This window comes from Vibrio aquimaris (genome assembly GCF_009363415.1).
Lineage (GTDB): Bacteria > Pseudomonadota > Gammaproteobacteria > Enterobacterales > Vibrionaceae > Vibrio > Vibrio aquimaris.
On sequence record NZ_CP045350.1, the window covers coordinates 3,050,189 to 3,075,772 of the forward strand.

Below are 25,584 nucleotides of genomic sequence, written 5' to 3' on the forward strand. Positions count from 1 at the left end.
TATGCCGAGCACGGTTATTTTACACACTTTCATATAAAAGTAATCAATCGACGACACAAAGTCGAGATGGAGTTAACAGTGAACGTAAAAATTCATTATCAAAACACCCATTTCATCACCAGCGCACCTGATATTCGTCATCTGCCTGAGGATGAAGGTATCGAAGTTGCGTTCGCAGGACGCTCCAATGCAGGTAAATCGAGTTCATTAAATCGGTTAACCAACCAGAAAAGTTTAGCGAAAACCAGTAAAACACCAGGCCGAACACAATTAATCAACCTTTTTAAAGTGACAGAGGGCTGCCATATTGTTGATCTTCCGGGTTATGGTTTTGCTCAAGTCCCGCTTGAAATGAAGAAGAAATGGCAAAAATCTTTGGGAGAATACCTACAAAAACGTCAATGTTTAAAGGGACTTGTGGTATTGATGGATATTCGCCACCCGATGAAAGACCTTGACCAACAGTTGATCTATTGGGCAGTAGATAGCGGCATTCCTGTGCAGGTGCTTTTGACCAAAGCAGACAAGCTAAAAAGTGGTGCGCGCAAAGCTCAGGTTCTAAAAATAAAAAATGAGGCGGTAGGGTTTGGAGGAGATGTGAGCGTGGCGGCATTTTCTTCACTGAAAGGCATAGGTGTGGATGCACTGCGTAATAAACTTGATCAATGGTTTGCACCTGCTTTGACAGAGCAACTAGAAACAGATCAAGATGAGCAAGAAAACTCCGCCCTCGACCAAGGTAGCTAACCAGAAAAATAGATCTGAATTTATTTAGGCCTAACATCAGCGACCTTGCTCTATGGTAGGTTCGCTAAATACCTCTACCTTTTTCTATCCGTCCAATGGCGTTAGTAAGACCCAAACATTATTAGTAACTCGTTGGCTTAGTATTGAGGACGATCAGTACCTATCGATAACAATCGATACCTCTTAGAAGATATAAAATGAAGCTTTATTACAAATTTAGTTTGGGTTACTACATAAATGACACCCATAAGTACTGTAGATAACTGGATAGCATGTAGGTCAAAGATTTTATTTCGGCACAATAAAAAACGCCCCAGCCAAACACTGGCTGGGGCGGCTGAATCAGCCTAATCCAATAACGTGAAACAAAAGGTCTAAAAGATAGAACATCTTACCTCTGTACCCTACGCCTTGTAATGTACAACAATTGGTCATAAATTAAAACCATTTTTGTAAGTTATTTTCAGCATTTTTTTATTTAGCTACATAGACAAAAAATGCAAATGAAAAACTTCAAATAATAAAAAAGCCAGCATCAATTGCTAGCTTAACTTATTTGCATGATATTAATGGTATTTTTATCAGTGGGCTTGATCCCAATTATCACCATGGCCTGCTTCCGCCACCAAAGGAACGTTCAGACTTGCTGCAGATTCCATCAGCTCTTGTACTTTACTTTCAATTTCAGTCAAAACTGATTCTTTAACTTCAAAAACCAATTCATCATGAACTTGCATGAGCAGCTTAACTCGGCCTTCTCCATGCGCCTCAATCCACTCATCAACCAATAACATGGCCTTTTTAATTATATCAGCGGCAGTGCCTTGCATAGGTGCGTTAATCGCTGCTCGCTCTGCTGCTTTACGGCGGATACCGTTGCGCGACTTTATTTCGGGTAAATACAGCCTGCGACCAAGAAGTGTCTCGACATAACCTTTCTCTGCCGCCTTACTACGCGTATCTTCCATATACTGCATTACCCCTGGATAGCGCTCAAAATAGGTATCCATATATTGCTGGGCTTCGTTACGCGCAATACCAAGTTGCTTTGCCAGTCCAAAAGCACTCATGCCATAGATCAGACCAAAATTCACTGCCTTCGCACGCCGGCGTTGCTCCGCCGAAACCTGCTCAATATCAACACCTATGATTTCTGCGGCTGTCGCTGAGTGAATATCCTTACCCTGCTTAAAAGCATCCAATAGCGCTTTATCACCTGACAAGTGAGCCATAATGCGCAGCTCAATCTGAGAATAGTCGACAGCCATTATCTTATACCCTGGCGAAGCGATAAATGCCTGACGGATACGGCGTCCTTGCTCATTGCGAATAGGAATGTTTTGTAAGTTCGGGTCTGTCGACGATAATCGACCTGTAGCAGTGACGGCTTGATGGTAGGAAGTATGAACACGGCCCGTCTGTGAATTGATCATCTTGGGCAGTTTATCCGTGTAAGTCGATTTGAGTTTGGCCAAACCTCGATATTCTAAAATCAACTTAGGCAGTGGGTAATCGAGTGCCAGTTCCTGCAAGACTTCTTCGTTGGTAGACGGAGTGCCAGAAGGCGTCTTCTTGATAATGGGTAAACCCATTTTTTCAAATAAGATAGCTTGCAACTGCTTTGGCGAGTTCATATTGAACTCTTGCTCGGCGACTTCAAACGCCTCTTGCTCCAATTCATCAAGGCGCACAGTAATTTCTTTAGATTGTTCGGCGAGTTTGACGGAGTCAATCAATACACCTGTTCTTTCCATCCGGGACAACACAGGAACAAGAGGCACTTCAATCTCCTCATAAATCCCCCTAAGCTTGTCATCTTGATTGATGCTTTCAGTCAAGCGGTTATGCAAGCGGAGTGTTACATCCGCATCCTCAGCGGCGTATGGAGACGCTTGCTCTAATTCAATCTGATTAAAAGTAAGCTGTTTCTTTCCCTTACCCGCAATCTGCTCAAAAGAAATGCAATTGTGCTGTAGAAAGCGTAACGCCAAACTATCCATATCATGTTTGCCGCCGACACTGTTGAACACGTAGGAAGCAAGCATAGTATCATGCTTTATCCCCTTCATTTCAATGCTGTATCGCGCTAGTACACTGGCATCATATTTAAGGTTTTGACCAACCTTAGATTGAGAGTCGTCCTCTAAAATTGGTTTAAGTTTATCAAGCACCCAACTGCGATCCAGTTGCTCTGGGGCATCAAGATAGTCATGAGCCAGAGGAACATAAGCTGCAAGCCCCTCTTCAATCGCAAATGAGACACCAACTAGATTGGCAGCCATGTAATCTAGGCTGTCTGTCTCTGTGTCAAAGGAAAAAACATCGGAGGCTTCAAGTTTGGCAAGCCAGGTATAAAAAGTATCCTGATCCAGTATGGTTTGATAGCCACTGCGATCAATCGTAACCGCTGAGTTCTCCACATCACTCGCAGCACGAACATTTCCAGCCGAAGAAGAATCCGATTTTTCATCTACAACGACAGCGCCATTGCTACCGTCCAAAATTTCATTTAACCAAGATTTAAACACCAACTGGCCATATAGCTTGGTCAGTTCACCTGTATTTGGCTGGGATTTAAGTAAAGCATCGTATGAGTTTTCAAGCTCTACATCTAATTTTATCGTCGCTAGTTCATAAGATAAAAACGCATTGTCTTTGTTATCAACCAACTTCTTAGCCATGGTTTTAGAACCTCGAAAGCCAAGATCCGCGATCTGCTCAAGATTATCATAGAGCTTAGTCAACCCTCCAATGCCTTTCAGCAGCGCAGTAGCAGTTTTATCACCGACGCCTGGGACTCCAGGAATATTGTCCACCTTATCACCCATAAGTGCCAAATAATCAATAATTAACTCTGGTGGGATACCAAACTTTTCAATGACCCCTTCGCGATCCAACACAACATTAGTCATGGTGTTGATTAACGTGACATTCTCATCAACTAGCTGAGCCATATCTTTGTCACCTGTACTGATCAAAACTGGCATTCCTGCTTGAGAAGCTTTTGAAGCAAGCGTACCAATCACATCATCAGCCTCGACGCCTGGTACACAGATTAAAGGCAAGCCCATAGCCCTAATAACGTCATAAAGAGGTTCAATTTGGCACCTTAGTTCGTCAGGCATAGGTGGACGGTTGGCCTTATACTCAGGATACATGTCATCACGGAAAGTCTTTCCTTTGGCATCAAATACTACGGCAATGCGTTCTGAAGCAAACTGGCGCATCATACTGCGCAGCATATTCACTACACCATAGACAGCATTGGTAGGTATCTCGCCATTAGTCATAGTGTCTGGGTAGGCATGAAATGCACGATAGAGGTAAGAAGAGCCGTCAATTAAGATCAGCGGGTTATCAGGAATACGAGCCATAGTTTAAGCATCCAAGAAAAAAATACCTGCTAAGAATGCCATGACTGCCTCAGTGGATCCATGTTAACTGATCACATATCCCTTGGATCTGTTAACAAACTCGCGCGCTGCAACAAGCCACCTGTGGATAAGTCTGTTTATAGTATTTATACATTTCAACATCAAACAATAACAAAAATGACATTAATGATTATATTTAACTGATCTAAAAAGAAAAAATGCAAGATCTATATGTTAAGTCTCGATCGAAAAAAGATCCTGAGTTGTGGAAAAGACTATCGGTATCCTTTCACTCAGATCAATAGGTGATTTACCATAGTGGTATTTTGCGCAAACCGATAATTATCAAACGCCAAACATAAAAAAAGCGACATCGATTGGATGTCGCCTAGCAAAAATTAGTTAAAGCATACCTAGTTGAACAATACGCTTTATCATAAAGCTATAAATTACACTGGAAGCAATGTGAGCAATGTCGTGTCAAATTGAATGAGCGTAAGTTCGATAGAATTCATATCCTTAAAAGGCTAGATTTCGCTGAACCTCTCTTATTCCCTAAGACGAGATAAATAATAATTATTCTCATTTAAAACGTCAAGGTCTAAATGAGAAAAAATCTCATTTATTTTTTAACACGCTAATATTTGCTTAATAAAATGGAGCCTAGATTTAGTTAAAGGTGATTTTTTTTCAAAATTTTCAACTAGATAGTTATTTTTTATCAATAGGTTCAGCATCTTGGGGAATTGATTACGAGATTTAACCCTGAGCTGTGAGTACTTGTTCTGTCGCACCCAAGCTTCTTGGTGTTCCAGAAGTTTTTGCGCCACACCTTTTTTTCGGGCGAATGGAATTACTCCTCCTAACCAACTATAAAAAGTATCTCTATCCAATTCATAGCCAATCTTAAAGCCAAGTAATTGATGGTTTTCTTCGGCAACTTGAATGAGATACTTCTTATCCCTCAAACGAGAGGCTAAACTCTCACTCGATTCCTTGTGCTCAAATTCATCAATACTTTGTATCACCTCAACACATTCTTCGAGTGTTCCGATGCGATATTCAATTCCCATTTATGCCTCCAAAAAACAAAAGCTGGCTAACAAACGTCAGCCAGCTTTGTAGTGACCATTAATTCTATTAAGATGATTGTAAAAACTTGGCCGATTCAGCATTATCTCTTGCCAGCCATTCAGCGACATCTTTGGCGAAGTAAGTCAGGATTCCATCAGCACCCGCTCGTTTAAAGCACAGCAGTGACTCCATGACCGTTTCACGTTCTTTTAGCCAACCATTTAAGAACGCTGCCTTGTGCATGGCATATTCACCTGATACCTGATAGGCAAATGTAGGAATACCAAGTTCAGATTTTACACGCCGTACAACATCAAGATAAGGCATTCCTGGTTTAACCATCACCATATCAGCACCTTCATTGATATCCATGGCTACCTCATGAACAGCTTCATCGCTATTCGCCGGATCCATTTGGTAGTTATTTTTATTACCACCTTTAAGATTACTCGCTGAGCCAACCGCATCACGAAATGGTCCGTAGTAATGGGACGCATACTTAGCTGAATAAGCCATGATTTGGGTGTTGATATGTCCGGCTTCTTCCAAAGCTTCACGAATGGCTCCTATACGGCCATCCATCATATCTGATGGGGCAATAACATCAGCACCTGCTTGAGCATGGGACAAAGCTTGTTTGACTAAGACTTCTGTTGTCTCATCATTTTGAACATAACCTTCTTCGTCAATAATGCCATCTTGGCCATGGGTCGTGAAAGGGTCCAAAGCAACATCGGTAATCACACCTATTTCTGGTACGTGTTCTTTCAAAGAACGTACCGCTCTTTGTATCAGTCCCTCTGGATTATAGGCTTCGGCAGCACATAAGCTTTTAGCATCTTGATTCACCACTGGGAACAGAGCGATTGCTGGAACACCTAATCGCGCAAGGTATTGCGCCTCTTCCAACATTAGATCTATAGATAATCGCTCTACTCCAGGCATTGACTCCACGGTCTCGCGACGATCTTTACCCATCAAGATAAACATTGGGTAAATCAGATCACTGACTGTAATCTGGCTCTCTGCCATAAGGCGGCGACTAAAGTCATGTTTACGCATACGACGCATACGACGACCAGGAAACTGGCCTTGAATGGAAACGGACACTCTATTCTCCTTATGTGGTGAAAGTGATTGATTTGCATAATATCACTCCTGAGGGCCGACGCTAGCAACAAGTGATAAAAATACAAAAAATGACCAAATGCTCACACTGCCGTATACTCTTTGCCATCAAGCTTTATAGAGATTACCTATGATCGATACTCACGCGCACATTTATGCCAGCGAATTTGACGACGACCGCGATCAGGTTGTGGAAAGAGCGCTTGCTCAGGGGATAGAGAAAATCTTGCTACCCAATATAGATCTTGAATCTATCCAGCCAATGCTGCAAACAGAAGCAAACTATCCAGGTATATGTCGGTCCATGATGGGACTCCATCCTTGCTATGTGGATGGAGACTATGAAAACACGTTAAAAATAATCCATAACTGGTTTGAAAACCATTCCTTTATTGCCGTTGGAGAAATAGGTATCGATCTCTACTGGGACAAAACCTATAAAAATGAGCAAGAAAAAGCATTTGTGACCCAATTGAATTGGGCCAAAGAGATGAAGCTTCCTGCAGTAATCCACACCCGAGACTCCATCAAAGAAACGCTAGAGCTACTCGAACAAGTTCAAGATGGCTCACTTTCCGGCGTCTTCCATTGCTTTGGCGGTGATATAGAACAGGCGAAGGCGATCAATGGACTCGGCTTTCACCTCGGACTCGGCGGAGTAAGTACATTCAAAAACGGCGGTATGGACAAAGTCATCCCCGAGCTCGATCTGAGCTATGTTCTGCTTGAAACCGATTGCCCATACCTAGCCCCTGTCCCCCATAGAGGTCAACGCAATGAGCCGGCCTTCATTTCATTAGTAGCCAAAAAGATCGCTGACTTACGAGATGTTACATATGAAGAAATTACAGCCTTAACAACCCAAAACTCTAAATCATTGTTTTTGTTGTAAAATAATTCAAATTCACTCTAACATAAAAAATAACGCCATAATACGAGAAGAATTTTCATACTTTAATTTAATCACTACTGATTTACTATTGACAAGAAAAATAATTAATAGTTATTACAATATGCATCATCACAGTGGTTGCTTACGCCGAAGGCATCGAACATTTTGGCAAAAGCTACTCGGCGTAAAGGAGGTTTATAAATGCTCACATTGCAGATACCTTGTTAAAATAAGGTAGGCGGAATTGTCTTAAGTATCTCTTTTTGAGTAGCTTACAGTTTGTAATCCTTTTTTATATCAAAATCCAAATCAGCGCGTCTTATTTATAAAATAAGGCGCAGAAAGCCCTCGCATATAAAGCTTTTCAGAGAAATATCTCGTATTTGATAAAATCAGATTCTAGTGACATTAAGCCCAACTTACCCTTTTAAAAAAAATGATACTAGTTTAATATACAAAGCAAACAATAAAAGGAGGGTGATATGTGCAAACACATCAACAGCTTGCACAGGAGACGTCGTAAGCTTTGGCACAAATTAATTGGTATAAAAGAGGTCTACATTTGTTCAAAGTGTGGACATATAATGAAATTCAAGTAAATTTTTCCCATCGCGATGACAAGTACCACACGTTTTGTCAATTTTGCCTCGCTGATGAGTTAGCGTAGAACCTCGCAAAAAATAATCCGACTTCGAAAAGTAGGCACATAGGCACAGCTAGTAGGGTCTGAGAAATAATATCAGGCGGAGTTAGCATCATACCGACCACAAAAGCTCCAACGATAATATAAGGCCGCTTTTCACTTAAGCTTTTAGGGTTGGTTGCCCCAGTCCAACATAGCAAAATAATCGCTACAGGCACCTCAAAAGCAATGCCAAAGGCAAGAAACAAAGCAAGAACAAAATCTAAATAGCTGGAAATATCCGTCGCAAATTCTACCCCACCCAATGAAATTGCCGTAAAAAAGCCAAACACCAGAGGAAACACCACAAAATACGCAAAAGCAACGCCACAATAGAAAAGTAATGAACTTGAAAACAGAAGAGGCATGATGAGCCGACGTTCATGCTTATACAACCCAGGGGCAACAAAAGCCCATACCTGATATAAGATGAAAGGCACTGCGATAAAAATAGAGGCAATAAGAGTTAACTTTAATGGCGTAAAGAAAGGTGATGCGACGTCGGTTGCAATCATTGTCGCACCTTGAGGCAAACGCTCTACAAGGGGTGCAGAGACAAACTCATAAATGTTATTGGCAAAATAAATCAGGCCAAGAAACACAATTAAAACAGCAATGAGTGCACGAAGCAAACGGCTACGCAGCTCCAAAAGATGGCTAATTAAAGGCTGCGTTTGCTCAACAGATGGCATGAAAACCCCTACTGGAAAATATGATAAGACATAGCTGTGACCATACCTAATAAAAGGTAGATTATTTGGCTTTTTTATTATCTGCCAAGGGTGAAGTATCACCAACCACATCGCTTTCTGATGAAGGCTTTAGATCATCAGGACTTTGAACTGTTACAACTTGATCTTCACGCTCACCTTCGCTGTACCCCTGCCCTTTAGTATAAGGCCGCTGAACATCATGCGCAGCCTGTTTGAGCTGCTCAACAGAGGACTTGAGCTCCGGGGATAAATCTTCCATGCCCATCTGCTCAGCCTTGCGTAAGTTATCTTGTAGCTCCTGAACTTTTAGCTCATGAGAGATCTCATCTTTGACGTTATTGGCCATGGTTTTGGCAGCACCGACAAAACGAGAGACACTACGAATCGCGTGAGGTAATCGCTCAGGGCCTAGGACCACAAGTCCAACAACTGAAATCAATATCAGCTCCCAAAAACCGATATCAAACACGAGTTATACCTGCTCTTTATCTTTTTTGCTCTCAGCAGCAGTATCTTTCTGCTGATCGAGATGTTTGGGCTCAAAATCTGCGTCTTTTTTTGCCGTATCGTCTTCACTCATGGCTTTCTTAAAGCCTTTCACCGCACTGCCCAAGTCACCTCCCATGCCGCGCAGTTTCTTAGTGCCAAATAAAAGCACAACAATAACTGCAATAATCAGAAGTTGCCAAATACTAATACCACCCATTTTCTGTACCTCGGGCTATTTCAAATCAATTAAAATCTATCGCCTAACGGCGATAGGCTCTCCAACTAAGCAGCCAAAAAATCGCACCACCACTCGCTGTAACCAAGGATAGCGGATCATACTGGCTGTTTACCAATATTGCTGAGCATACGACTAATGTCGCACCTACCCCAAATAAAAACTTCCCTTTCAGCTGCTGACGCTTACTCACACGATAACCATCAAACAGCTCATCCATGCGCTGATTCATCATTTTACCCTGGCGTAAGCTGTCATACAGCAACTCGGGCAATTCAGGTAATTTTTCTGCCCAAAACGGCGCTCGGTCCCTCACTGCGTTCAACAGAGCTTTAGGGCCGACCTGATTCATCATCCATTCTTCCAAGAAAGGTTTCGCTGTCTGCCACAAATCAAGTCGTGGATATAATTGACGTCCCAAACCCTCCACGTAAAGCAGTGTTTTTTGTAACAAAACCAACTGCGGTTGAACTTCCATATTGAAGCGACGAGCGGTATTAAACAAATTCAACAACACATGACCAAATGATATATCACACAGTGGTTTAGCAAAAATAGGCTCACACACCACGCGTATAGCACTCTCGAATTCATCAAGATTCGTATCTTGTGGAACCCAACCTGATTCAACATGAAGCACCGCTACACGGCGGTAGTCTCGATTAAAAAAGGCCAGAAAGTTCTCTGCTAAATATCGCTTATCTTCACTATTTAGAGTACCAACTATGCCGCAATCCAAACCAATCCACTGTGGGTTCTCTGGATGCTCCAAGCTAACAAAAACATTTCCTGGGTGCATATCTGCATGAAAAAAACTATCTCGAAACACTTGGGTAAAGAACACACTGACACCACGTTCAGCTAACAACTTCATATTAGTGCCGTTAGCTTTCAAACCATCGATATCCGACACTTGGATGCCATATATTCGCTCAGAAACCATGACAGTTTTATTACTAAAGTCAGTAAAAACTTCAGGAACATACAATTCTTCACTGCCTTCAAAGTTTCGCCTAAGCTGAATGGCATTAGCCGCTTCACGCTGCAGGTCTAATTCATCGAGCAGAGTTTTCTCATATTCTTGGACCACTTCCACAGGTTTCAAGCGACGCGCCTCTGGCAAGGCTTTCGCCACTATACGCGCCATGCGGTACATAAGTTTTAGATCCGCATCAATAACTGGACGAATATCGGGACGAATGACTTTTAACACCACTTGTTGATCATTTGATTTGAGTCTCGCGGTGTGAACCTGGGCAATAGAGGCCGAAGCAAGTGGAGTAATATCAAATTCAGTAAACCAATTATCAATCGGTCCGCCCAAGGCGCTCTCAATCTGCTGCTGAGCGAGGTGACCGTCAAAGGGAGATACTTGATCTTGAAGAAGCGCTAAAGGGTCAGCAATATGGGGCGGAAACAAATCGCGCCGAGTCGACATCATCTGACCAAATTTTATCCAAACAGGTCCCAACTCCTGAAGTGCCAGACGTAACCTCTCACCCAATTCCTTATCACCATGTCGATTTTTAATCCAAAATAAGGCTTTTCTGGCAAACAAAGGCCCCTTGGCGAGCTGATGATCAGGAAGAAGTCCATCCAAACCATATTCAAGCTGGACCTTGATAATTCTATAGAGTCGTCTTAATTCGGCTGGAGTCATACTCTGTCCATAAGTTTATTCAATTTTGCTTCCACACGAGCGGTCCAACTCGCAACATCATCCACTTGATCGCAAAAATGTGCCACCTCCAAAGACGCTGGAGCTAACTTCCATTCTTCGGTGATTACTTGTGCAAGATGATTGGTGTGCTTTTCAGCTCGCCTTATAGCAAATTCTCTAAGTCCTGAAGCACTTTGGACTAGATTATGAGCGATAACATCTCCTGTTGCTCTCGACAACCACTCTTCAATATCTGGCTTACAGTCAGATAGCAACTGAGAAAACTTTTGCGCTAGCTGGATATCACCTTCAAGCGTTAATTTATCTTGTTTAATCAACTGAGTAATATTCGATTGCTCTCTTAGCTCTGATAAACTGGCAAGGTTAAGTGATAGATAACAGTCTGGTTCGCCTTCGTAAGCAGCAAGCACATCAATCTTGTGGCTAAACACAAAGGTAAGGGTTTTGTTGAGCTCTCTTAAATGCACTTGGATCACCTGGCCTTTTAGCCGTGAAAGACGACGCACCAGCTCAGGATCATCGTTAACTAAGATGTTCATGCTTGATTCGACAGCAGCAGTAATGAATGCTTCAAAGGGCATAAAGGTTTTCCCTATCAGAACTTGTAACCACGATGAAGAGCAACAATACCACCGGTCAAGTTATGGTAACTGGTGTTTTCGAAGCCTGCCGATTCCATCATACCTTTGAGTGTATTTTGATCGGGATGCATACGAATGGACTCAGCAAGATAACGGTAGCTTTCTGCATCGTTGGCCACCAGTTCGCCCATTTTTGGCAGTAGGTGGAAGGAATACGCATCGTACAACTTCGATAATGGCTCAAATACAGGTTTAGAAAACTCTAACACCAGTAAGCGACCACCTGGCTTTAAAACCCGAAACATTGATGCTAGCGCTTTATCTTTGTCCGTTACATTACGAAGACAAAAGCTAATAGTGATAGCATCAAAATAATTATCTGGAAACGGTAATTCCTCAGCGTTGGCTTGAACATAATGAACATTACCAACAACACCACTGTCACGAAGCTTGTCACGGCCGACATTGAGCATTGAGTTATTGATATCAGCAAGGATGACATGCCCTTTATCACCGACGATTCGTGAGAACTTCGCCGTCAGATCTCCAGTACCACCACCTAAATCAAGCACTTTATGCCCTGGGCGAACCCCACTGCAATCAATGGTAAATCTTTTCCACAAGCGATGGATCCCGACCGACATCAAATCATTCATGATGTCATACTTTGCAGCAACGGAATGAAAGACTTGCGCAACCTTAGCGACTTTTTCCTCTTTGGCTACCGTGCTAAAGCCAAAATGCGTGGTTTCATTTGATTCTATAGCGGTATCTAACTTCTCGCCTGTATCTGTCATGACAATTCCTCTTAAAGCAGCGTTATGAATTAATACGACCTCAGCGCTGCGAGCGATTAGTTTACTTTATCCTCAGCTTGTTGTCTTTCATCGATAGAATCATTTTCAAGTCCAGAATTATTTTCCTGTAACCCATCATAACTTGCCAAATTCGTTACACTGGGCGCAATAGGCCTCTTTACTTCAACCCCAAGCTGTTTAAAGCTTTCTGCCTGTCGAATCATATTGCCTCGACCGCTAGCAAGTTTGTTCATCGCTCCTTGATAACTCTGATTTGCTTTATCTAATGCGCCACCAAGATTTTGCATGTCATCAACAAATAAGCGCAGCTTGTCATACAATTTGCTCGCTTTGTCAGCGATAACTTGTGCATTCTGGTTTTGACGCTCGTTGCGCCACAAGTTGTCTATCGTGCGAAGGGCAACCAACAATGTGGTTGGACTCACCAAAATAATGTTTTGCTCTAGCGCATCTTTAACTAAACTCGGATCAGCCTGAATGGCCAACTGAAAAGCAGGCTCTACTGGCACGAACATTAATACATAGTCTAGGGTTTCTATCCCTTTCAGCTTATGATAATCCTTTTGCGATAGCCCTTTAATGTGTGCTCTTACTGAGAGTAAATGTTCACTTAGGGCTTTATCTCTCATTTCATCGGATTGGGCATTAAAATACCGCTCGTAAGCAACCAGAGCCATTTTTGAGTCGACAACAACTTGTTTATTATTGGGCAAGTAAACAATGACATCTGGCTGAAAGCGTTTACCTGACTCATCTTGTAAGCTCACCTGCGTCTGATATTCATGCCCTTCACGTAAACCTGATTCAGCTAACACACGCGCTAAAACCACCTCACCCCAATTGCCTTGCTGTTTGTTATCACCTTTGAGAGCTTGAGTTAGGTTAACTGCTTCTCGGGCCATCTGCTCGTTAAGCCTCTGAAGATTCTTTAACTCATGAACCAGAGTATGACGCTCTTTTGCTTCTATATTGAAGCTGTCATTAACCTGCTTCTTAAAGCCTTCCAACTGGTGTTTCAGCGGCGATAATATCGCATCCAAACTTTGTTTATTTTGCTGGTCGACTTTCGCTGTTTTAGCGTCAAATAGCTGATGCGCTAACTGCTCAAATTGTTGTTTGAGACGAACTTCTGCCCGCTCCAGCAGTTGCAACTTTTCTTGGTTGGCTTTATTTTCTTCTTGATGTCTTGCATCTTGCTCTCGAAGCTGTGCTTCAAGTTGCGCTTTTTGCTCTCGACTAATATCAAGCTGAGTGGCGTAATGCTGACGCTCCTGTTTAAGTGTTTCCAAATAGCGAAGTTTTTCCAACGAAGCCATATGCTGGCCATGCACTTGCTTCAACTCATAAGCCGCTTTATCTCGTTCTGAGTCAAGTTGATCAAGCTCTTGATTTGCTTGTTCTAGGGCTTTTTGTAACTGGCCAATCTGCTCATTTGATAATTCTCGAGCCGATTCCATTTGCTGTTTTAAAAGCTGGTGACCTAAGGTCATTTTCTGCTTTACCCACCAGCCAACTGCAACACCACTTAGAAGCGTACAACCTATTACGACCATAACTAGGGTCAAATTATCTAGAATCCACTGCATAATCAGGGGTTAACTCATATTTTCCATATGTTAAATGGTATTTTACCACTGGATAAATGTCCAGTTTGATGGTTGAATATCAAACCGATAGACTAGCGCCTTGAGTTGTATCTATCTAGGCAAGGGAATGTCATGAACGAACGTCGTGCAATCGGTTTAGGACTATCTGCTGTACTTTTATGGTCGACTGTGGCCACAGCCTTCAAGCTCACCTTAGCAGAGTTAACACCTATACAAATGCTCACTGTCGCAAGTACAGTTTCGACACTTGCATTAACTTTAATATGCGCTTGGCAAAGAAAGTTATCTTCCATTAGTTCAACTTTTCTCGCCAATCCTTTCTATTACATCTTGCTTGGGGTAATTAACCCCTTGTCATACTACCTTATTCTGTTCAAAGCTTATGACCTGCTGCCAGCCTCACAAGCTCAAGCGATCAATTACAGTTGGGCAATCACACTGACTGTTATGGCTGCTGTATTTCTCAAGCAAACAATACGCAGGCAAGACTGGGTTGCGTGTGCTTTAAGTTACTTTGGAGTCATTGTTATTGCGACTAAAGGTGACATTTTAAGTATGACCTTTGACAGTCCGCTTGGCGTAGGCCTCGCCCTACTATCGACTTTATTATGGGCGGGTTACTGGATACTCAATACTAAGAATAAAGCCGACCCTATAGTAGCGGTTTTGCTAGGCTTTCTCGTCGCAACGCCGTGTGCACTGCTGATTAGCTGGATAGAGGGCGCTAGTTGGAACCATATTTCTTCACAGGGCTGGCTAGCAGCAACATACGTGGGCTTATTCGAAATGGGTATCACCTTCGTTCTCTGGCTAAGTGCATTAAAACTTACCCAAAATACCGCACGGATCAGTAATCTTATTTTTGCGTCTCCCTTTATTTCCCTAGTGCTACTTGCAACAATCATCAAGGAGCACATCCACCCAACCACCTTGATAGGGCTTGTACTTATTATTGCAGGCTTAGTCATCCAACAAATGAGGTTTAGGAGAAAGAACCAATACGAGCCTTCGTGTTAGCGGTACTAAAACAGCTGGTATGCCATTTCACTCCCTTGGCCTCTAACTGCATCAATTTTTTCTGTTAGATTAGAGTCTAGGTTCAGCGCTATAGCAGCCTTGTGTTTTTTTAAATACCCCAGCTTCTCTTTAGCGCTCATTGAATCCCAGCTTTGGTGAATATCCCTAGCCAGAAAGACTAGGCAGGCCAATCGTTTCGACTCTACAGCCTTGTTGGGGTGATTAACATTGGCAATCGCATCAATCAATTCGGCAGGAAACTTCCAACTCTCAGCTAAAGCAGCTCCAAGCTGCTGAGCATCGGCCCCAAGGACATCTCTCTGTACCTCTATAGGATTACTACCCTTTTCAACACGCCGATTGATCTCCAAAGCTTTTTCTGGCTCAAGAGAGTGAATCATAAGCTCACCGATATTATGTAATATCCCAGCGATAAAAGCTTCGTTTGGGTCAATTTTGACTTCCTTCGCTAACGCACCAGCGACAGTCGCTACCTCAAAAGTACTGGCCCAGTAGTCTTTGATATTAAGTGTTTCCAACTTAGGGAAGGTAGAAGCCAGAATTGATGAGGATATTAAATTGCGAATAGCCCCAGTACCGATTCGTACGATTGCATCATTAATGTTCGACACACCCTTAACGCCGCCGAACTGAGCAGAATTGGCCATTCTCAGCACCCTAGCTAACAAAACTTGATCCATGGCCATCTTTTTTGCCAACTCACTAAAATCAATCTGATCGCTATTTACCATCTCAAGAAGCTCTTGAAGCACACTCTCTATTCTAGGCAGTTCATTGATTCTTGAAATTAGCGCTTGATAGCTCATATCATCCCCCGTAAACAACACCTTTCTCACTTAATATAGGACAGAAATCACTAAACGGAACAATAAGCTAGAGCTCTCACATCCAAGCCACAGCGCAAAACAAAAGCACCTAGTTTCATATAATTGATAGCACTCACACAAATTATACATGTCAGTTCAAAGCCAGTTATTCCTTAATTGATCAAAGCACATTCATGTACTTACCTTGAGTAAAATATTCCATTGGTGGTGATCGGTAAGCCTTCGAGTTGCTGCCTAACTTTGATGATATGATTTTATTTAATACCCTTAGTAGCAAACTCTCCAATCGTAATACAAGCGCCAAGATTGGTTATCGAGAAGCACAAGTATTGGAGCTTCTAATCCAACACTCTCCCAATGTTGTTAAGAAATGCGACATCATCCAACACGCTTGGGGAAATCAATATGTTGGCGAGACTTCTCTTGCTAAAAGCATCAGTTCACTGCGACATGCTCTGCTGAAGTTAGGTGCCAACGAATCGCCCATAGTTACCGTGCCCAAAGTAGGTTATAGACTAATTAACGACTGTATTGCTTGCGATACGCAAAAAACGGTCCAGAGAGAGGCCATACAAAAAGCTTTTGTTGACATATCAGCACCTAGAAGCAAAGTCACAGTTGACGATCAACCTAACTCCATTTTTCACCACTACAGGTTCTCTATCTGTTATCTCTCCGCTTTTATCTTGTTATTTTCCGCGAGCCTACTCGCTTTTAGTAAATCCTATGGCTGGCACTGGGAAAACGTAAACAGTAAGCACTCACTAATAATAAGAAAAATAGATATGATTGATGTCATTCGTACTCCAGATACTCATCTAAATCCAGAGCTTCTCGCCTTAATTTCCAAGCATCAATGCCGCTGTGTTGTGTACTTCGAACAAAATGATCAGTATGCGGAGCTATCAATAATGGACAGAAATCGTCGCCGCTCTATCAATATCTTCTACACTCATGGGCAGCCACATATAGTCTCAAACCAGATATTAAGTTTTCTTGAAGAGAGTCAATTATGATCCCCTATCTAACTCTCATCTGTTCCGTAATCGTGTTTCTTTTTGTGCTCGCTCTTCCTTGGTCAAATCAGGTAGAGGGAAATCACTATCAGCATACCGAAGTACGCATCCAACAAAACCAGAAGGTCTTTCGCTCAGACGGGCTCACCCGTATTGAAAATAATCATGTCGTCCACCTTGCTTCGCTAAAAGATAGTTCAATGCAAGATCCAGTAGTGATTCGTTTTTCTGGTAAAGCAAAGTCATTTGACCAATTTGGTTTCTCTCTGTCTGGAACACTTGATTTAATGTCAGTACAAAGTTTACGATCAGGCATAGATGATACAAGCATCTCTCCCTACCTCTTACTCAACAATGATCCCTATTCGGTAGATATTAAGATTTTATATACAGCGGACGATTACATCCTTATCCGAGAGCAACCCAGCGGCCGAGCAAAGCTGCTGGCCAAGCGCGAACTAGCTCAATAAAGTCAATCCAACTTCGCTCACCGTCTTGTTTTCTTTATTTGTTAACAACCAAAATACCACAAGCATTTGATTTTTAACTGGAATAAATTTCAATTCTTTTCAATACCTCAATATTTCTGAGTATGGAAAGGTAAACACCTCGGAGTTAACAAATCGTTAACAACAGTATGTAACCTCACCAACGTCACAGACATAAAGGGGAATATCCATGCCAACCATCAAAGTGCCCTTGTTCTCTATTGCTATCTTCATTTTTTCAAGCACAAGTCTTCATGCAAAGATTTATCCCGATCAGCTTGTTATTGATACGCTTGGTGAAGATATTTGCCGGTCAGAGTATCGCCCAATAAATAGGTTCGAGGCAGCTCAACACAAGGATTATCTCGTGGCTCGAATGGGCAAATGGCAAATTACGGGACTTGACGACAATTGGGTGATTATGGGCCCAGGTTACTATGGAAAAATTAAGCAGGATTTATCAAACCACCAGACTTGGTGCTACCCCAAGAAAGCCATCTCTGGCATCCCTCACTATCAATCCAGATCAATAAGCGAAGGTAATGAGCTTGATATCCAGTACCGACTTGTAACCAATCAAGAAAATTTCGTTAAACCACTTAGCTATCTAGCACACTATTTAGGTTATGCGTGGGTAGGCGGCAATCACGGCCAATATGTCGGAGAAGATATGGATATAAGGCGTGAAGGTGATAATTGGGTAATTCAAGGCAATCAAGATGGTACCTGTAACGGATATCGCTGCAACGAAAAGACCAAAATGACCATAAGTAATTTTGCCTACACCCTTAATAAAGATGATTTTTGGCATGGTGACGTCACCGAGTCATCTCGCGAGCTGGTCAAAACCATTACTGCTGTGGCGAGAAACTATACCGACATCCCCCAACAGGTTGTGGTTGATCTAAAAGTTAACGAGTCTACAAACTGGTCAAAATCAAACAGCTTTGGTTTTGCGCAGAAAGTGACGACCGAAAATACCTTTAAATGGCCTCTGGTTGGCGATACTAAGCTGACCATCAACCTTGAATCCAACCAAAGCTTTGCCAGTACCAATGGCGGATCAGACAGCGAGAATATCATGCTTCAAGCAAGACCTATGGTACCCGCAAACTCTGAAATTCCAATTCGAGTTGAGCTTTATCGCGCAAGCATCTCTTACCCTTATCGTTTTGGGGCGAATATCAGCTACGACGTTACATTCAATGGGTTTTTGCGTTGGGGCGGTAATGCATGGTTTACGCATCCTAGTAATAGACCAAATCATACCCACACCTTTACCATGGGACGAGCTAGCAACCATTCTGCCGATCTTCGCTATCAATGGGACCATAGATACGTTAATGGTGAAGTGAAATGGTGGGACTGGAGCTGGGCAATCAATGAATATGGCCTTGAAAATATGCAGCACACAACAGGCGCAAGTTTAAGACCATTTTACTCCTATGTCTCTGGGGAGTTTTACGCTGAGTCTCAATTTGCTGGAAGTATAGAAATAGGCCAGGCCAGCGCCATTAAAAAACAACATCTACATACAGAAAGACCTGTTGATGTGTCGAGTGACTTTGATAAGCAAGAACTCGACAGACTGGGTTTTAGCAACGCAGAATTCTCCATCAAAGTTGTCAACGAGTAAAACAGGCTCTTAAGCCAAAAAACGGAAGAGTGGCTACCTACTCTTCCGCTTTATCATTGATAGCAAAAAAGTCTAGATTATTATCAGGCTGTGCTCTTACTGAGCACATCTAACATTATTTACAACTTCTACGCCACCATTACTAATTTCATCAATCTTTAGCGTGGCAAAAAATAGTTAGGTGAGTCCATAGACTGAGCAGGGCATCCGCATGAATGAAAAATGATTCATGAAACAAGAATAAATATTATAATTTTATCCTTTTGATAATATAAAAAACCTGATATATATAATTAAAAAATCACCTTTTAACTATGCGATAGCACAATACTAAATCGACTGCCTTGGCCAACTTGTGACGATAGTTTAATCGTCCCACCCAAGTTATCTACCATAGCCGCGGCGATTGATAGCCCTAGTCCATAACCCTCAGTGTTACTGCGACTCGTATCAACTCGATATAATCTTTCGAAAATGAGTGATTGGTATTTATACTCAATTCCAATTCCTGTATCAATAACATGAATTGCCACACCTTTATCACACGACTTTTCAATATCGACAGTAACTTGCCCACCTTCAGGTGTATATTTGATCGCGTTGTCCACTAAATTAACTAAAACTTGAGTCAGCTTATCTGGGTCTGATTCAATCACCACCTCTTCAACTGACGTAGTCATTAGAGTGATATTCTTTTGTTCAGCGACATCTTCAAACCAGCTTGATACCTTTTCTACCACCTCATTTATATTGGTTGAGACTTTTTTTATCTTACGCTTCCCTACTCTCTCATCATTTAACTTCATCAATGCGGTCAGCATATTACTAGCCTGCATCGCCTGTTCAGCGCAGTCAGCTAAAGCCTCTTTTACTTTACTCTCATCGGTATCTTCTTCACTCATGAGAGCGGTTTGCGAAGACAGCATAATTCGAGATAAAGGAGTACGAATATCATGAGCAATAGCATCAACTGTGGTGTTAAGTACTGTCGTAGTATGATGCAAACTGGTCACTCCTTCTTGAACGCTTGCACTAACAATGCTTAACCCTTGCGGTGCTTTGATCGGCTCTATACTGTCTAACTTACCGTGACGAAGCTGTTCTAACAAGTTGCCTAATGTCACCAAAGGGGTCATAGCATTGCGAATAATCCGCTGGGTAAAGATTGAAGTAATCACTAACATAACAAGCATTGCGTACACGGTCGTTATCCAGTTTTCAAACGCAATCACGTAACGCTTTTGGTTATCAAGCACTAACCAAAAGTTCTGTGTATCGCCTTTTACTGGCACAACAAGATAAGGATTGAAAATGAAGCGTTCGATCCAATTGCCACTCTCTTGTTGCTGCGCCCTTGAACCAAGATCAGGTGAAAGCATTTCATCTCCGACGATAAGCGTTACTTGATCTGGTTTGTTAGCTTCAGTCACAAACACGCTAATCTTGTTATCAATCAAACGTTCTGGGTTTGCTTCCAGCACATGAGTTAAACGCTGCGCAGAATCATATTTCAATATGCGCTGATATTCCGAGGCCATAGAGGTAAGTATTTTGGTTTCAGCGCGATAAAGATCATAGAAAAAAAGCATGCCGACAGCGAGCTCTACCAGTAGCAGGCAAAATAAAAGCAAACCGATGAAGCGCAGTAATAACTTCTTTTCAGCACTGATAAGCGCCTGTTTAATATTACGACTTGAGGACATAGCCAACTCCCCTCAGTGTGTGAATCAGCGGTTTGTCAAAACCCTTATCAACCTTACTTCTTAAGCGGCAAACCAACACATCAACCACATTGGTTTGAGGATCAAATTGATGCCCCCAAACTTGCTCTAGTATCGCGGTTTTTGACAACACAACCTCTGGGTTCTCCAATAAAAGCTTCATCAATAAAAACTCTCGCTGGTTTAAAGCGATAGCCTTACCCGCCCTCACTAATGAATGTTTCATCAAATCCAAAGTCAGATCATAATATTTCAGCTCATAAGACTGAGGTGAGCTTTGCTTTCCTCGGCGAAAGAGCGACTGACACCGCGCTAAAAGCTCAGGGAAAGCGAAGGGCTTAACTAAATAGTCATCCGCGCCAGCTTTTAACCCAACGACTCTTTCCTCCACCGAATGTTTCGCGCTGAGAATAATAATTGGTGTTGTATACCCTTGGCCTCGATACTGTTCGAGCACTTCAAAACCTGTTTTCAGCGGTAACATCAGATCTAGGATAATCACGTCATAAGACTCCGTGCTTGCTTCGTGCAGCCCGTCAACACCATTAACCGTATGGGTTACTGTGCACCCCTCTTGCTGGAACCCATTAAGCAGGAAACGAGCGATATGAGCATCATCTTCTATCAACAATATTTTCATGAGCCTTTCACTTTGATGGCGCTTGTATCAATCTACTTTATCAACAATAGTTGGTGAATTTCATCTAGATTACATTTTTGTAATCTTTGGGCAAGCTTCTGGTAATAGTGTTCTTGGTAGTCTGACTGTGTTGATAACAACAATGTGTTAGATGGAGTCATTATGAAAAACTTAAAACAAAACGCGCTAGTTACCGCTCTTGGTCTGTTCTCTGCTGCCCTATCTTTTAGCTCTGCAGCAGCAGAAAAAAACCAAACTGTTTCTGTTAATCAAATTTCCTCAACAGCGGCATTCTCGCTGGTTAAGGAAGCCGTGCATAAGTGTGAGCTTGATGGATATAAAGTGACAGCAACTGTAGTTGACCTGTCAGGTAACGTACTTGCTCAGCTGCGCTCTGATGGTGCAGGCGTTCATACTTTGGAAAGCTCGCGCAAAAAAGCCTTTACCGTGGCAAGCATGAAACAGCCTTCTGGGAATCTGATGAATCTGATCGCCGACAAACCTATTCTTCAGCCACTGCAAAACATGGATGACAACTTATTGTTCTTAGCAGGTGGTGTACCAGTCCAAGTTAACAATGCCATAGTAGGTGCTATTGGCGTGGGTGGCGCACCGGGTGGTCACTTAGATACAGCCTGCGCAGAAAGCGCAATTAAAACGGTACTTTAATATCTAGGGAATACGATGCCATATTGAGTAAAGCTCTATGGCATCAGTTAGTTTAGGTCCACTCCACCTATTTTCAGTTCGGCGTTATCTAACGACTCTAGAATCCAAAGCTAGTGTATCCTATGCTTCACCACCTCAGTGTAAAATAAACAACCGACTATATCACTACTTTATTTATCGATTGGTTGTAGCTCTTGAAACAAAATTATCCCCTCAGCTTCAAAGAACAATGATCGCTGTATCTTGCAATCATTAACGCTCTTTTTTTATTACCTATCTTGTGACAAACAAAGGAAGATTTTTATTCCTTCACGTTATATACATATAAAAAATTTATATTTTAAAGATCTTGATATGAAGAAATAGATTGCATATAAAATATCTGAGGTTAAGTCATCACTTGATTAACCTAAATACTTTGATTGATCTATTAATATTGCTTCACTAGGAGAATGTTATGAACTCAATTGATTTAACACCACTTTACCGTACTACAATTGGATTTGACCGTATGGCAGCATTAATCAACAGTGCGCTGAGTTCAGATCCCATCCCCAGTGGGTATCCTCCCTACAATATTGAAATGCTAAACAATTGCGAGTACAGCATTACACTTGCAGTAGCTGGCTTTTCGCAGGACGACATCGACATCCAAGTAGAGAATGGATTGCTCACAATCAAAGGCGAGAAAGAAAGTACTGATAATGAGCAAAGTAAGCTGTTGTATCAAGGCATAGCAAATCGCTCATTTGAACGACGCTTTAACCTCGCTGAATATGTAGAAGTCACTAGTGCCGATATGAAAGATGGGCTATTGACTGTGCACCTTAAGAAAGAAATACCTGAAGCTATGAAACCAAAGCGTATTGAAATCAGTGTAAACAAAAAGGAGGCGATTGAGCATAAAAAGTAACCTGACTCGAGAGCTGCACATGCAGCTCTCACCGATACATTTTTTGAAGAATGATGTTTTCAAGGAGGATACAATGACTGTTTGCCCATCTTGTAAAACCGAAATGATTTCGAGAAATGGCATTCATGTTTGCCCTAGAAATGAGATTGGTGATTGCGCTTTTGACGCTTATACCGAACTCAAACAAGGTTATTATCTTAAACCTAAACTCCAAAATATTCCCGACCAATGGGCGATTCGGCAACCTAGCCGCCCCCATATGTAATACGATAATTTAACAGATCGTGATTCTCGATGCGTAAAGATCAAGCGGGCCAAGTGCCCGTTTGCTATCTTTTTATCTCCATAATTCTGAACGCTTGATCCGATTTAGAGTAAATTCAGGCTTAACGATCAAACCAATACCAAGTTAGCAAAGATTGTCACGCAATCCACTGAAATGGGTGATTAGTTTTGCAAAGACTGCAACACCTTAGACTGGCCGTAGATTTGAGCAAACTCTTGCAAATTTAGCCCCGCTTTATTGCGTAGCTCTGGCGAGCATTTAGCTTTGTAGAGGTCACTGGCAATACTGATTTCACGTTTTATCAGTGCGCCCATTAGGGCAGTGTGACCGCGTTTATCTTGCAAACAGGCATTAGCACCGGAATCCAAAAGTAAGCGCACACTTTCTTTATTACCGTTGTAAGCAGCTACCATCAAGGCGGTATAGCTTTGGTTGTTGCGTTGGTCAACCGGAAAGCCCTGCGATACAAACGTCTCAAGCACCTCATTGTCACCTATTCGCGCTGCATCAAAAAATAGCTCCACCAAAGCTTGGTATTCTTCTTCTACCTTGGTTTCTGCGGCTAGTAAGTTAAATGACAGGCTGATCGAGAAAAGAACTGAGCTTAGTAATACTAGTGTTTTCATTTGTTTACCCTAAAAAAATGGCCTGCGGGAGCCCTGATTTTCGGGCAGAAAAGAGCAGATACACCTCCCGCAGGCCAAAATTTATTCCTACATCATGGCTTTACTTTTAACACTCGCAAGGTCGGTATGGGTCGCCTTGGCAAGGCGCGTCCCATAATCTTTATCTGCGCGATAGAAGAAGCTGACCATAGTTTCCTTAACGTCTTTATCTAAAACTTGGTTTAAATCACCAGCCAAGTTAGCAATCAGATCGCTTTGATCTTGATAACTCATACTGCGATATAAAACACCAGCTTGATAATAATCACGAGGATTGCTGATTGCCTTTTGAATCACAGTGCCAGACAAAGGAGTTTGAACCGCTTTAAATTGCGTATCTTCAGACAAATCAAGTTGGCGACTCGGCTCATAATTCACATCCCCATTTGCCTGTTTAGCCTTATTACTTAGGCCATTTTGGTTGTGATTATTCACCGTCGAGAGCGGGCGATTCACTGGCAATTGAAATAGGTTTGCACCTAAGCGGTAGAGTTGAGTGTCAGCGTAAGCAAACAAACGGCCTTGCAAAAGACGATCTTCAGATGGCTCGATTCCCGGAATAAGATTTGACGGCGCAAAGGCTGACTGCTCGGTATCTAGAAAGAAGTTTTCAGGTATCCGGTTAAGCGTCATAGTACCAACTTTTTTATCCGGTACATTAAGCCAAACTTTAGTCGCATCAAGACCATTATAATCGAGCTTACTGAGCTCTTCTGGTGACAACACCTTGACGTACAAATCCCATTTCGGGTAGTTACCACGACTGATTTCGGTATATAAATCATTAGTCAGATGATTAAAGTCCTGACTTTGCACTTTAGCCACTTCATTTGGGCGAAGGCTCTCTACACCTTGCTGACTCTTCCACTCAAACTTTACATAATTAACATCACCTTGGGTGTTAATCCATTTGTAAGCGTGGACACCAAAACCATTCATGGTGCGGTAACTAGCAGGCGTACCCAGATTACTATACACCCAAGTCAACATATTGGTTGAGCTTGGCTCATGACTAAAGAAGTCAAAAAATCGGTTTGGATCCTGAACGTTGGTCACAGGCGATGGTTTAAGAGAATGCACCATATCCGGAAATTTAATCGAATCACGGATGAAAAACACTGGTAGGTTATTACCTACTAGGTCCCAGTTGCCTTGCTCAGTGTAAAACTTGGTAGCAAAACCACGTGGATCGCGAAGGGTTTCAGGGGAACCTTTTGAGTGAACCACCGTCGAGAAGCGCACAAATACAGGTGTCACCTTGCCACTTTCGGTAAAAGGAGCAGATGCAGTCAGCTGACTAAAATCACCTGAGGCAACAAACTCACCATGAGCACCAGTACCACGTGCATGGACCACTCGCTCTGGAATGCGTTCTCTGGCAAAGCGCTGAAGCTTCTGGATAAGATGAACGTCTTGCAATAATACGCTGCCGTTTTCTCCAGCAACGATTGAATTCTGATTATCTCCAACTGGTGCGCCATTATCTCTTGTCAGAGTTTGCGCTTGTATCGATGCGCTAAACACGCCCACTGTAATAAACAAAGATATTTTTGACATCTGCATGGCTGCTCTCCAATGCATGCTAACCCACTGACTCATCGAGTAGTCAATAGATACTCAAAAGCCCTTTTCCGCCCGAAAAACACTATATCTTCAATGGTTAA

Annotated in this window: 24 protein-coding genes and 1 pseudogene; 9 read left to right on the top strand and 16 right to left on the bottom strand. The window is 42.2% G+C overall.

Annotated elements, in window-relative coordinates; all coding sequences use genetic code 11:
- The first annotated feature begins 78 nt into the window (after nucleotides 1-78).
- Nucleotides 79-747 (top strand): ribosome biogenesis GTP-binding protein YihA/YsxC, encoded by a 669-nt coding sequence (gene yihA, locus FIV01_RS14150; RefSeq protein ID WP_152431545.1) that lies wholly within the window; start codon nucleotides 79-81, stop codon nucleotides 745-747.
- Between the two features lie 342 nt (nucleotides 748-1,089).
- Here yihA and spfP read toward each other — a convergent pair whose 3' ends face one another.
- From spfP to hemB, 4 genes are all read right to left on the bottom strand, one after another.
- Nucleotides 1,090-1,137: a small protein SpfP gene (gene spfP / locus FIV01_RS20980; protein ID WP_439144645.1), complete on the bottom strand. Its 48-nt coding sequence runs from the start codon at nucleotides 1,135-1,137 to the stop codon at nucleotides 1,090-1,092.
- Nucleotides 1,138-1,328: 191 nt separating this feature from the next.
- Nucleotides 1,329-4,121 (bottom strand): DNA polymerase I, encoded by a 2,793-nt coding sequence (gene polA / locus FIV01_RS14155; RefSeq protein WP_152431546.1) that lies wholly within the window; start codon nucleotides 4,119-4,121, stop codon nucleotides 1,329-1,331.
- A gap of 629 nt (nucleotides 4,122-4,750) precedes the next feature.
- A complete protein-coding gene (locus FIV01_RS14165; protein WP_152431547.1) occupies nucleotides 4,751-5,194 on the bottom strand; it encodes a GNAT family N-acetyltransferase in 444 nt (147 codons plus the stop codon).
- Nucleotides 5,195-5,261: 67 nt separating this feature from the next.
- Nucleotides 5,262-6,305, bottom strand: coding sequence for a porphobilinogen synthase (gene hemB, locus FIV01_RS14170; RefSeq protein ID WP_152431548.1), 1,044 nt, complete (start codon nucleotides 6,303-6,305; stop codon nucleotides 5,262-5,264).
- 148 nt (nucleotides 6,306-6,453) lie between these two features.
- Between hemB and FIV01_RS14175 the strand changes: the two genes are divergently transcribed.
- Nucleotides 6,454-7,215 carry a TatD family hydrolase gene (locus FIV01_RS14175; protein WP_152431549.1) on the top strand — a complete coding sequence of 254 codons (762 nt, stop codon included), beginning with the start codon at nucleotides 6,454-6,456 and terminating at the stop codon, nucleotides 7,213-7,215.
- Nucleotides 7,216-7,851: 636 nt separating this feature from the next.
- Here FIV01_RS14175 and tatC read toward each other — a convergent pair.
- From tatC to rmuC, 7 genes and pseudogenes are all read right to left on the bottom strand, one after another.
- Nucleotides 7,852-8,589, bottom strand: coding sequence for a twin-arginine translocase subunit TatC (tatC, locus tag FIV01_RS14180; protein WP_152431550.1), 738 nt, complete (start codon nucleotides 8,587-8,589; stop codon nucleotides 7,852-7,854).
- A 195-nt stretch (nucleotides 8,590-8,784) separates the two neighbouring features.
- Nucleotides 8,785-9,079: pseudogene (tatB, locus tag FIV01_RS14185) on the bottom strand (Sec-independent protein translocase protein TatB); the annotation flags it as partial.
- Between the two features lie 3 nt (nucleotides 9,080-9,082).
- Nucleotides 9,083-9,316: a Sec-independent protein translocase subunit TatA gene (gene tatA, locus FIV01_RS14190; protein WP_152431552.1), complete on the bottom strand. Its 234-nt coding sequence runs from the start codon at nucleotides 9,314-9,316 to the stop codon at nucleotides 9,083-9,085.
- 43 nt (nucleotides 9,317-9,359) lie between these two features.
- Nucleotides 9,360-10,994: a ubiquinone biosynthesis regulatory protein kinase UbiB gene (ubiB, locus tag FIV01_RS14195; RefSeq protein ID WP_152431553.1), complete on the bottom strand. Its 1,635-nt coding sequence runs from the start codon at nucleotides 10,992-10,994 to the stop codon at nucleotides 9,360-9,362.
- A complete protein-coding gene (locus tag FIV01_RS14200; protein ID WP_152431554.1) occupies nucleotides 10,991-11,596 on the bottom strand; it encodes a ubiquinone biosynthesis accessory factor UbiJ in 606 nt (201 codons plus the stop codon). Before FIV01_RS14200 ends, ubiB begins: the two co-directional genes overlap by 4 nt.
- 14 nt (nucleotides 11,597-11,610) lie before the next feature.
- The gene (gene ubiE / locus FIV01_RS14205; protein ID WP_114787681.1) at nucleotides 11,611-12,393 is read right to left on the bottom strand and encodes a bifunctional demethylmenaquinone methyltransferase/2-methoxy-6-polyprenyl-1,4-benzoquinol methylase UbiE; all 783 of its coding nucleotides are present in this window, start codon (nucleotides 12,391-12,393) and stop codon (nucleotides 11,611-11,613) included.
- A 56-nt stretch (nucleotides 12,394-12,449) separates the two neighbouring features.
- Nucleotides 12,450-14,000, bottom strand: a complete 1,551-nt coding sequence (gene rmuC / locus FIV01_RS14210) for a DNA recombination protein RmuC (RefSeq protein ID WP_152431555.1) — start codon at nucleotides 13,998-14,000, stop codon at nucleotides 12,450-12,452.
- A gap of 132 nt (nucleotides 14,001-14,132) precedes the next feature.
- Between rmuC and FIV01_RS14215 the strand changes: the two genes are divergently transcribed.
- On the top strand, nucleotides 14,133-15,038 hold the full coding sequence (locus tag FIV01_RS14215) for a DMT family transporter (RefSeq protein ID WP_152431556.1): 906 nt from the start codon (nucleotides 14,133-14,135) through the stop codon (nucleotides 15,036-15,038).
- A 5-nt stretch (nucleotides 15,039-15,043) separates the two neighbouring features.
- Here FIV01_RS14215 and FIV01_RS14220 read toward each other — a convergent pair whose 3' ends face one another.
- Complete coding sequence (locus tag FIV01_RS14220) at nucleotides 15,044-15,865, bottom strand: HDOD domain-containing protein (protein WP_152431557.1); 822 nt, start codon at nucleotides 15,863-15,865, stop codon at nucleotides 15,044-15,046.
- A 269-nt stretch (nucleotides 15,866-16,134) separates the two neighbouring features.
- On the opposite strand from FIV01_RS14220, the gene FIV01_RS14225 reads away from it, so the two are divergent.
- The 3 genes from FIV01_RS14225 to FIV01_RS14235 all read left to right on the top strand — a co-directional run bounded on the left by FIV01_RS14225 (nucleotide 16,135) and on the right by FIV01_RS14235 (nucleotide 19,026).
- Complete coding sequence (locus FIV01_RS14225; protein ID WP_152431558.1) at nucleotides 16,135-16,902, top strand: winged helix-turn-helix domain-containing protein; 768 nt, start codon at nucleotides 16,135-16,137, stop codon at nucleotides 16,900-16,902.
- Nucleotides 16,899-17,372, top strand: coding sequence for a hypothetical protein (locus tag FIV01_RS14230; RefSeq protein ID WP_152431559.1), 474 nt, complete (start codon nucleotides 16,899-16,901; stop codon nucleotides 17,370-17,372). The genes FIV01_RS14225 and FIV01_RS14230 overlap by 4 nt, the downstream gene beginning before the upstream one ends.
- 208 nt (nucleotides 17,373-17,580) lie before the next feature.
- On the top strand, nucleotides 17,581-19,026 hold the full coding sequence (locus tag FIV01_RS14235; protein ID WP_152431560.1) for an aerolysin family beta-barrel pore-forming toxin: 1,446 nt from the start codon (nucleotides 17,581-17,583) through the stop codon (nucleotides 19,024-19,026).
- Between the two features lie 308 nt (nucleotides 19,027-19,334).
- Here FIV01_RS14235 and FIV01_RS14240 read toward each other — a convergent pair whose 3' ends face one another.
- Together FIV01_RS14240 and FIV01_RS14245 are read right to left on the bottom strand one after the other, a co-directional pair.
- The gene (locus FIV01_RS14240; RefSeq protein WP_152431561.1) at nucleotides 19,335-20,729 is read right to left on the bottom strand and encodes a sensor histidine kinase; all 1,395 of its coding nucleotides are present in this window, start codon (nucleotides 20,727-20,729) and stop codon (nucleotides 19,335-19,337) included.
- Entirely contained in the window at nucleotides 20,713-21,387 is a 675-nt protein-coding gene (locus FIV01_RS14245) for a response regulator (protein WP_152431562.1), read from the bottom strand. The genes FIV01_RS14240 and FIV01_RS14245 overlap by 17 nt, the downstream gene beginning before the upstream one ends.
- Nucleotides 21,388-21,549: 162 nt before the next feature.
- Between FIV01_RS14245 and FIV01_RS14250 the strand changes: the two genes are divergently transcribed.
- The 3 genes from FIV01_RS14250 (at nucleotide 21,550) to FIV01_RS14260 (ending at nucleotide 23,234) form a co-directional block, all read left to right on the top strand.
- Nucleotides 21,550-22,056 (top strand): GlcG/HbpS family heme-binding protein, encoded by a 507-nt coding sequence (locus tag FIV01_RS14250; protein WP_152431563.1) that lies wholly within the window; start codon nucleotides 21,550-21,552, stop codon nucleotides 22,054-22,056.
- Nucleotides 22,057-22,513: 457 nt separating this feature from the next.
- Nucleotides 22,514-22,969, top strand: coding sequence for an Hsp20 family protein (locus FIV01_RS14255; protein WP_152431564.1), 456 nt, complete (start codon nucleotides 22,514-22,516; stop codon nucleotides 22,967-22,969).
- A 73-nt stretch (nucleotides 22,970-23,042) separates the two neighbouring features.
- Nucleotides 23,043-23,234 (top strand): hypothetical protein, encoded by a 192-nt coding sequence (locus FIV01_RS14260; RefSeq protein WP_152431565.1) that lies wholly within the window; start codon nucleotides 23,043-23,045, stop codon nucleotides 23,232-23,234.
- A gap of 182 nt (nucleotides 23,235-23,416) precedes the next feature.
- Here the strand turns inward: FIV01_RS14260 and FIV01_RS14265 are convergent, their stop codons facing one another.
- The gene (locus tag FIV01_RS14265) at nucleotides 23,417-23,881 is read right to left on the bottom strand and encodes an ankyrin repeat domain-containing protein (RefSeq protein ID WP_152431566.1); all 465 of its coding nucleotides are present in this window, start codon (nucleotides 23,879-23,881) and stop codon (nucleotides 23,417-23,419) included.
- A gap of 87 nt (nucleotides 23,882-23,968) precedes the next feature.
- A complete protein-coding gene (gene katE1, locus FIV01_RS14270) occupies nucleotides 23,969-25,483 on the bottom strand; it encodes a catalase KatE1 (RefSeq protein WP_152431743.1) in 1,515 nt (504 codons plus the stop codon).
- Between the last annotated feature and the right edge of the window lie 101 nt (nucleotides 25,484-25,584).

What these genes read in the sequence shown, in the direction of transcription:
- polA (WP_152431546.1), bottom strand. Translation starts at nt 4,121, where the DNA reads ATGGCTCGTATTCCTGATAACCCGCTGATCTTAATTGACGGCTCTTCT.
- FIV01_RS14165 (WP_152431547.1), bottom strand. Translation starts at nt 5,194, where the DNA reads ATGGGAATTGAATATCGCATCGGAACACTCGAAGAATGTGTTGAGGTG.
- FIV01_RS14175 (WP_152431549.1), top strand. Translation starts at nt 6,454, where the DNA reads ATGATCGATACTCACGCGCACATTTATGCCAGCGAATTTGACGACGAC.
- tatC (WP_152431550.1), bottom strand. Translation starts at nt 8,589, where the DNA reads ATGCCATCTGTTGAGCAAACGCAGCCTTTAATTAGCCATCTTTTGGAG.
- tatA (WP_152431552.1), bottom strand. Translation starts at nt 9,316, where the DNA reads ATGGGTGGTATTAGTATTTGGCAACTTCTGATTATTGCAGTTATTGTT.
- ubiB (WP_152431553.1), bottom strand. Translation starts at nt 10,994, where the DNA reads ATGACTCCAGCCGAATTAAGACGACTCTATAGAATTATCAAGGTCCAG.
- FIV01_RS14200 (WP_152431554.1), bottom strand. Translation starts at nt 11,596, where the DNA reads ATGCCCTTTGAAGCATTCATTACTGCTGCTGTCGAATCAAGCATGAAC.
- ubiE (WP_114787681.1), bottom strand. Translation starts at nt 12,393, where the DNA reads ATGACAGATACAGGCGAGAAGTTAGATACCGCTATAGAATCAAATGAA.
- rmuC (WP_152431555.1), bottom strand. Translation starts at nt 14,000, where the DNA reads ATGCAGTGGATTCTAGATAATTTGACCCTAGTTATGGTCGTAATAGGT.
- FIV01_RS14215 (WP_152431556.1), top strand. Translation starts at nt 14,133, where the DNA reads ATGAACGAACGTCGTGCAATCGGTTTAGGACTATCTGCTGTACTTTTA.
- FIV01_RS14220 (WP_152431557.1), bottom strand. Translation starts at nt 15,865, where the DNA reads ATGAGCTATCAAGCGCTAATTTCAAGAATCAATGAACTGCCTAGAATA.
- FIV01_RS14225 (WP_152431558.1), top strand. Translation starts at nt 16,135, where the DNA reads ATGATTTTATTTAATACCCTTAGTAGCAAACTCTCCAATCGTAATACA.
- FIV01_RS14230 (WP_152431559.1), top strand. Translation starts at nt 16,899, where the DNA reads ATGATCCCCTATCTAACTCTCATCTGTTCCGTAATCGTGTTTCTTTTT.
- FIV01_RS14235 (WP_152431560.1), top strand. Translation starts at nt 17,581, where the DNA reads ATGCCAACCATCAAAGTGCCCTTGTTCTCTATTGCTATCTTCATTTTT.
- FIV01_RS14240 (WP_152431561.1), bottom strand. Translation starts at nt 20,729, where the DNA reads ATGTCCTCAAGTCGTAATATTAAACAGGCGCTTATCAGTGCTGAAAAG.
- FIV01_RS14245 (WP_152431562.1), bottom strand. Translation starts at nt 21,387, where the DNA reads ATGAAAATATTGTTGATAGAAGATGATGCTCATATCGCTCGTTTCCTG.
- FIV01_RS14250 (WP_152431563.1), top strand. Translation starts at nt 21,550, where the DNA reads ATGAAAAACTTAAAACAAAACGCGCTAGTTACCGCTCTTGGTCTGTTC.
- FIV01_RS14255 (WP_152431564.1), top strand. Translation starts at nt 22,514, where the DNA reads ATGAACTCAATTGATTTAACACCACTTTACCGTACTACAATTGGATTT.
- FIV01_RS14260 (WP_152431565.1), top strand. Translation starts at nt 23,043, where the DNA reads ATGACTGTTTGCCCATCTTGTAAAACCGAAATGATTTCGAGAAATGGC.
- FIV01_RS14265 (WP_152431566.1), bottom strand. Translation starts at nt 23,881, where the DNA reads ATGAAAACACTAGTATTACTAAGCTCAGTTCTTTTCTCGATCAGCCTG.
- katE1 (WP_152431743.1), bottom strand. Translation starts at nt 25,483, where the DNA reads ATGCAGATGTCAAAAATATCTTTGTTTATTACAGTGGGCGTGTTTAGC.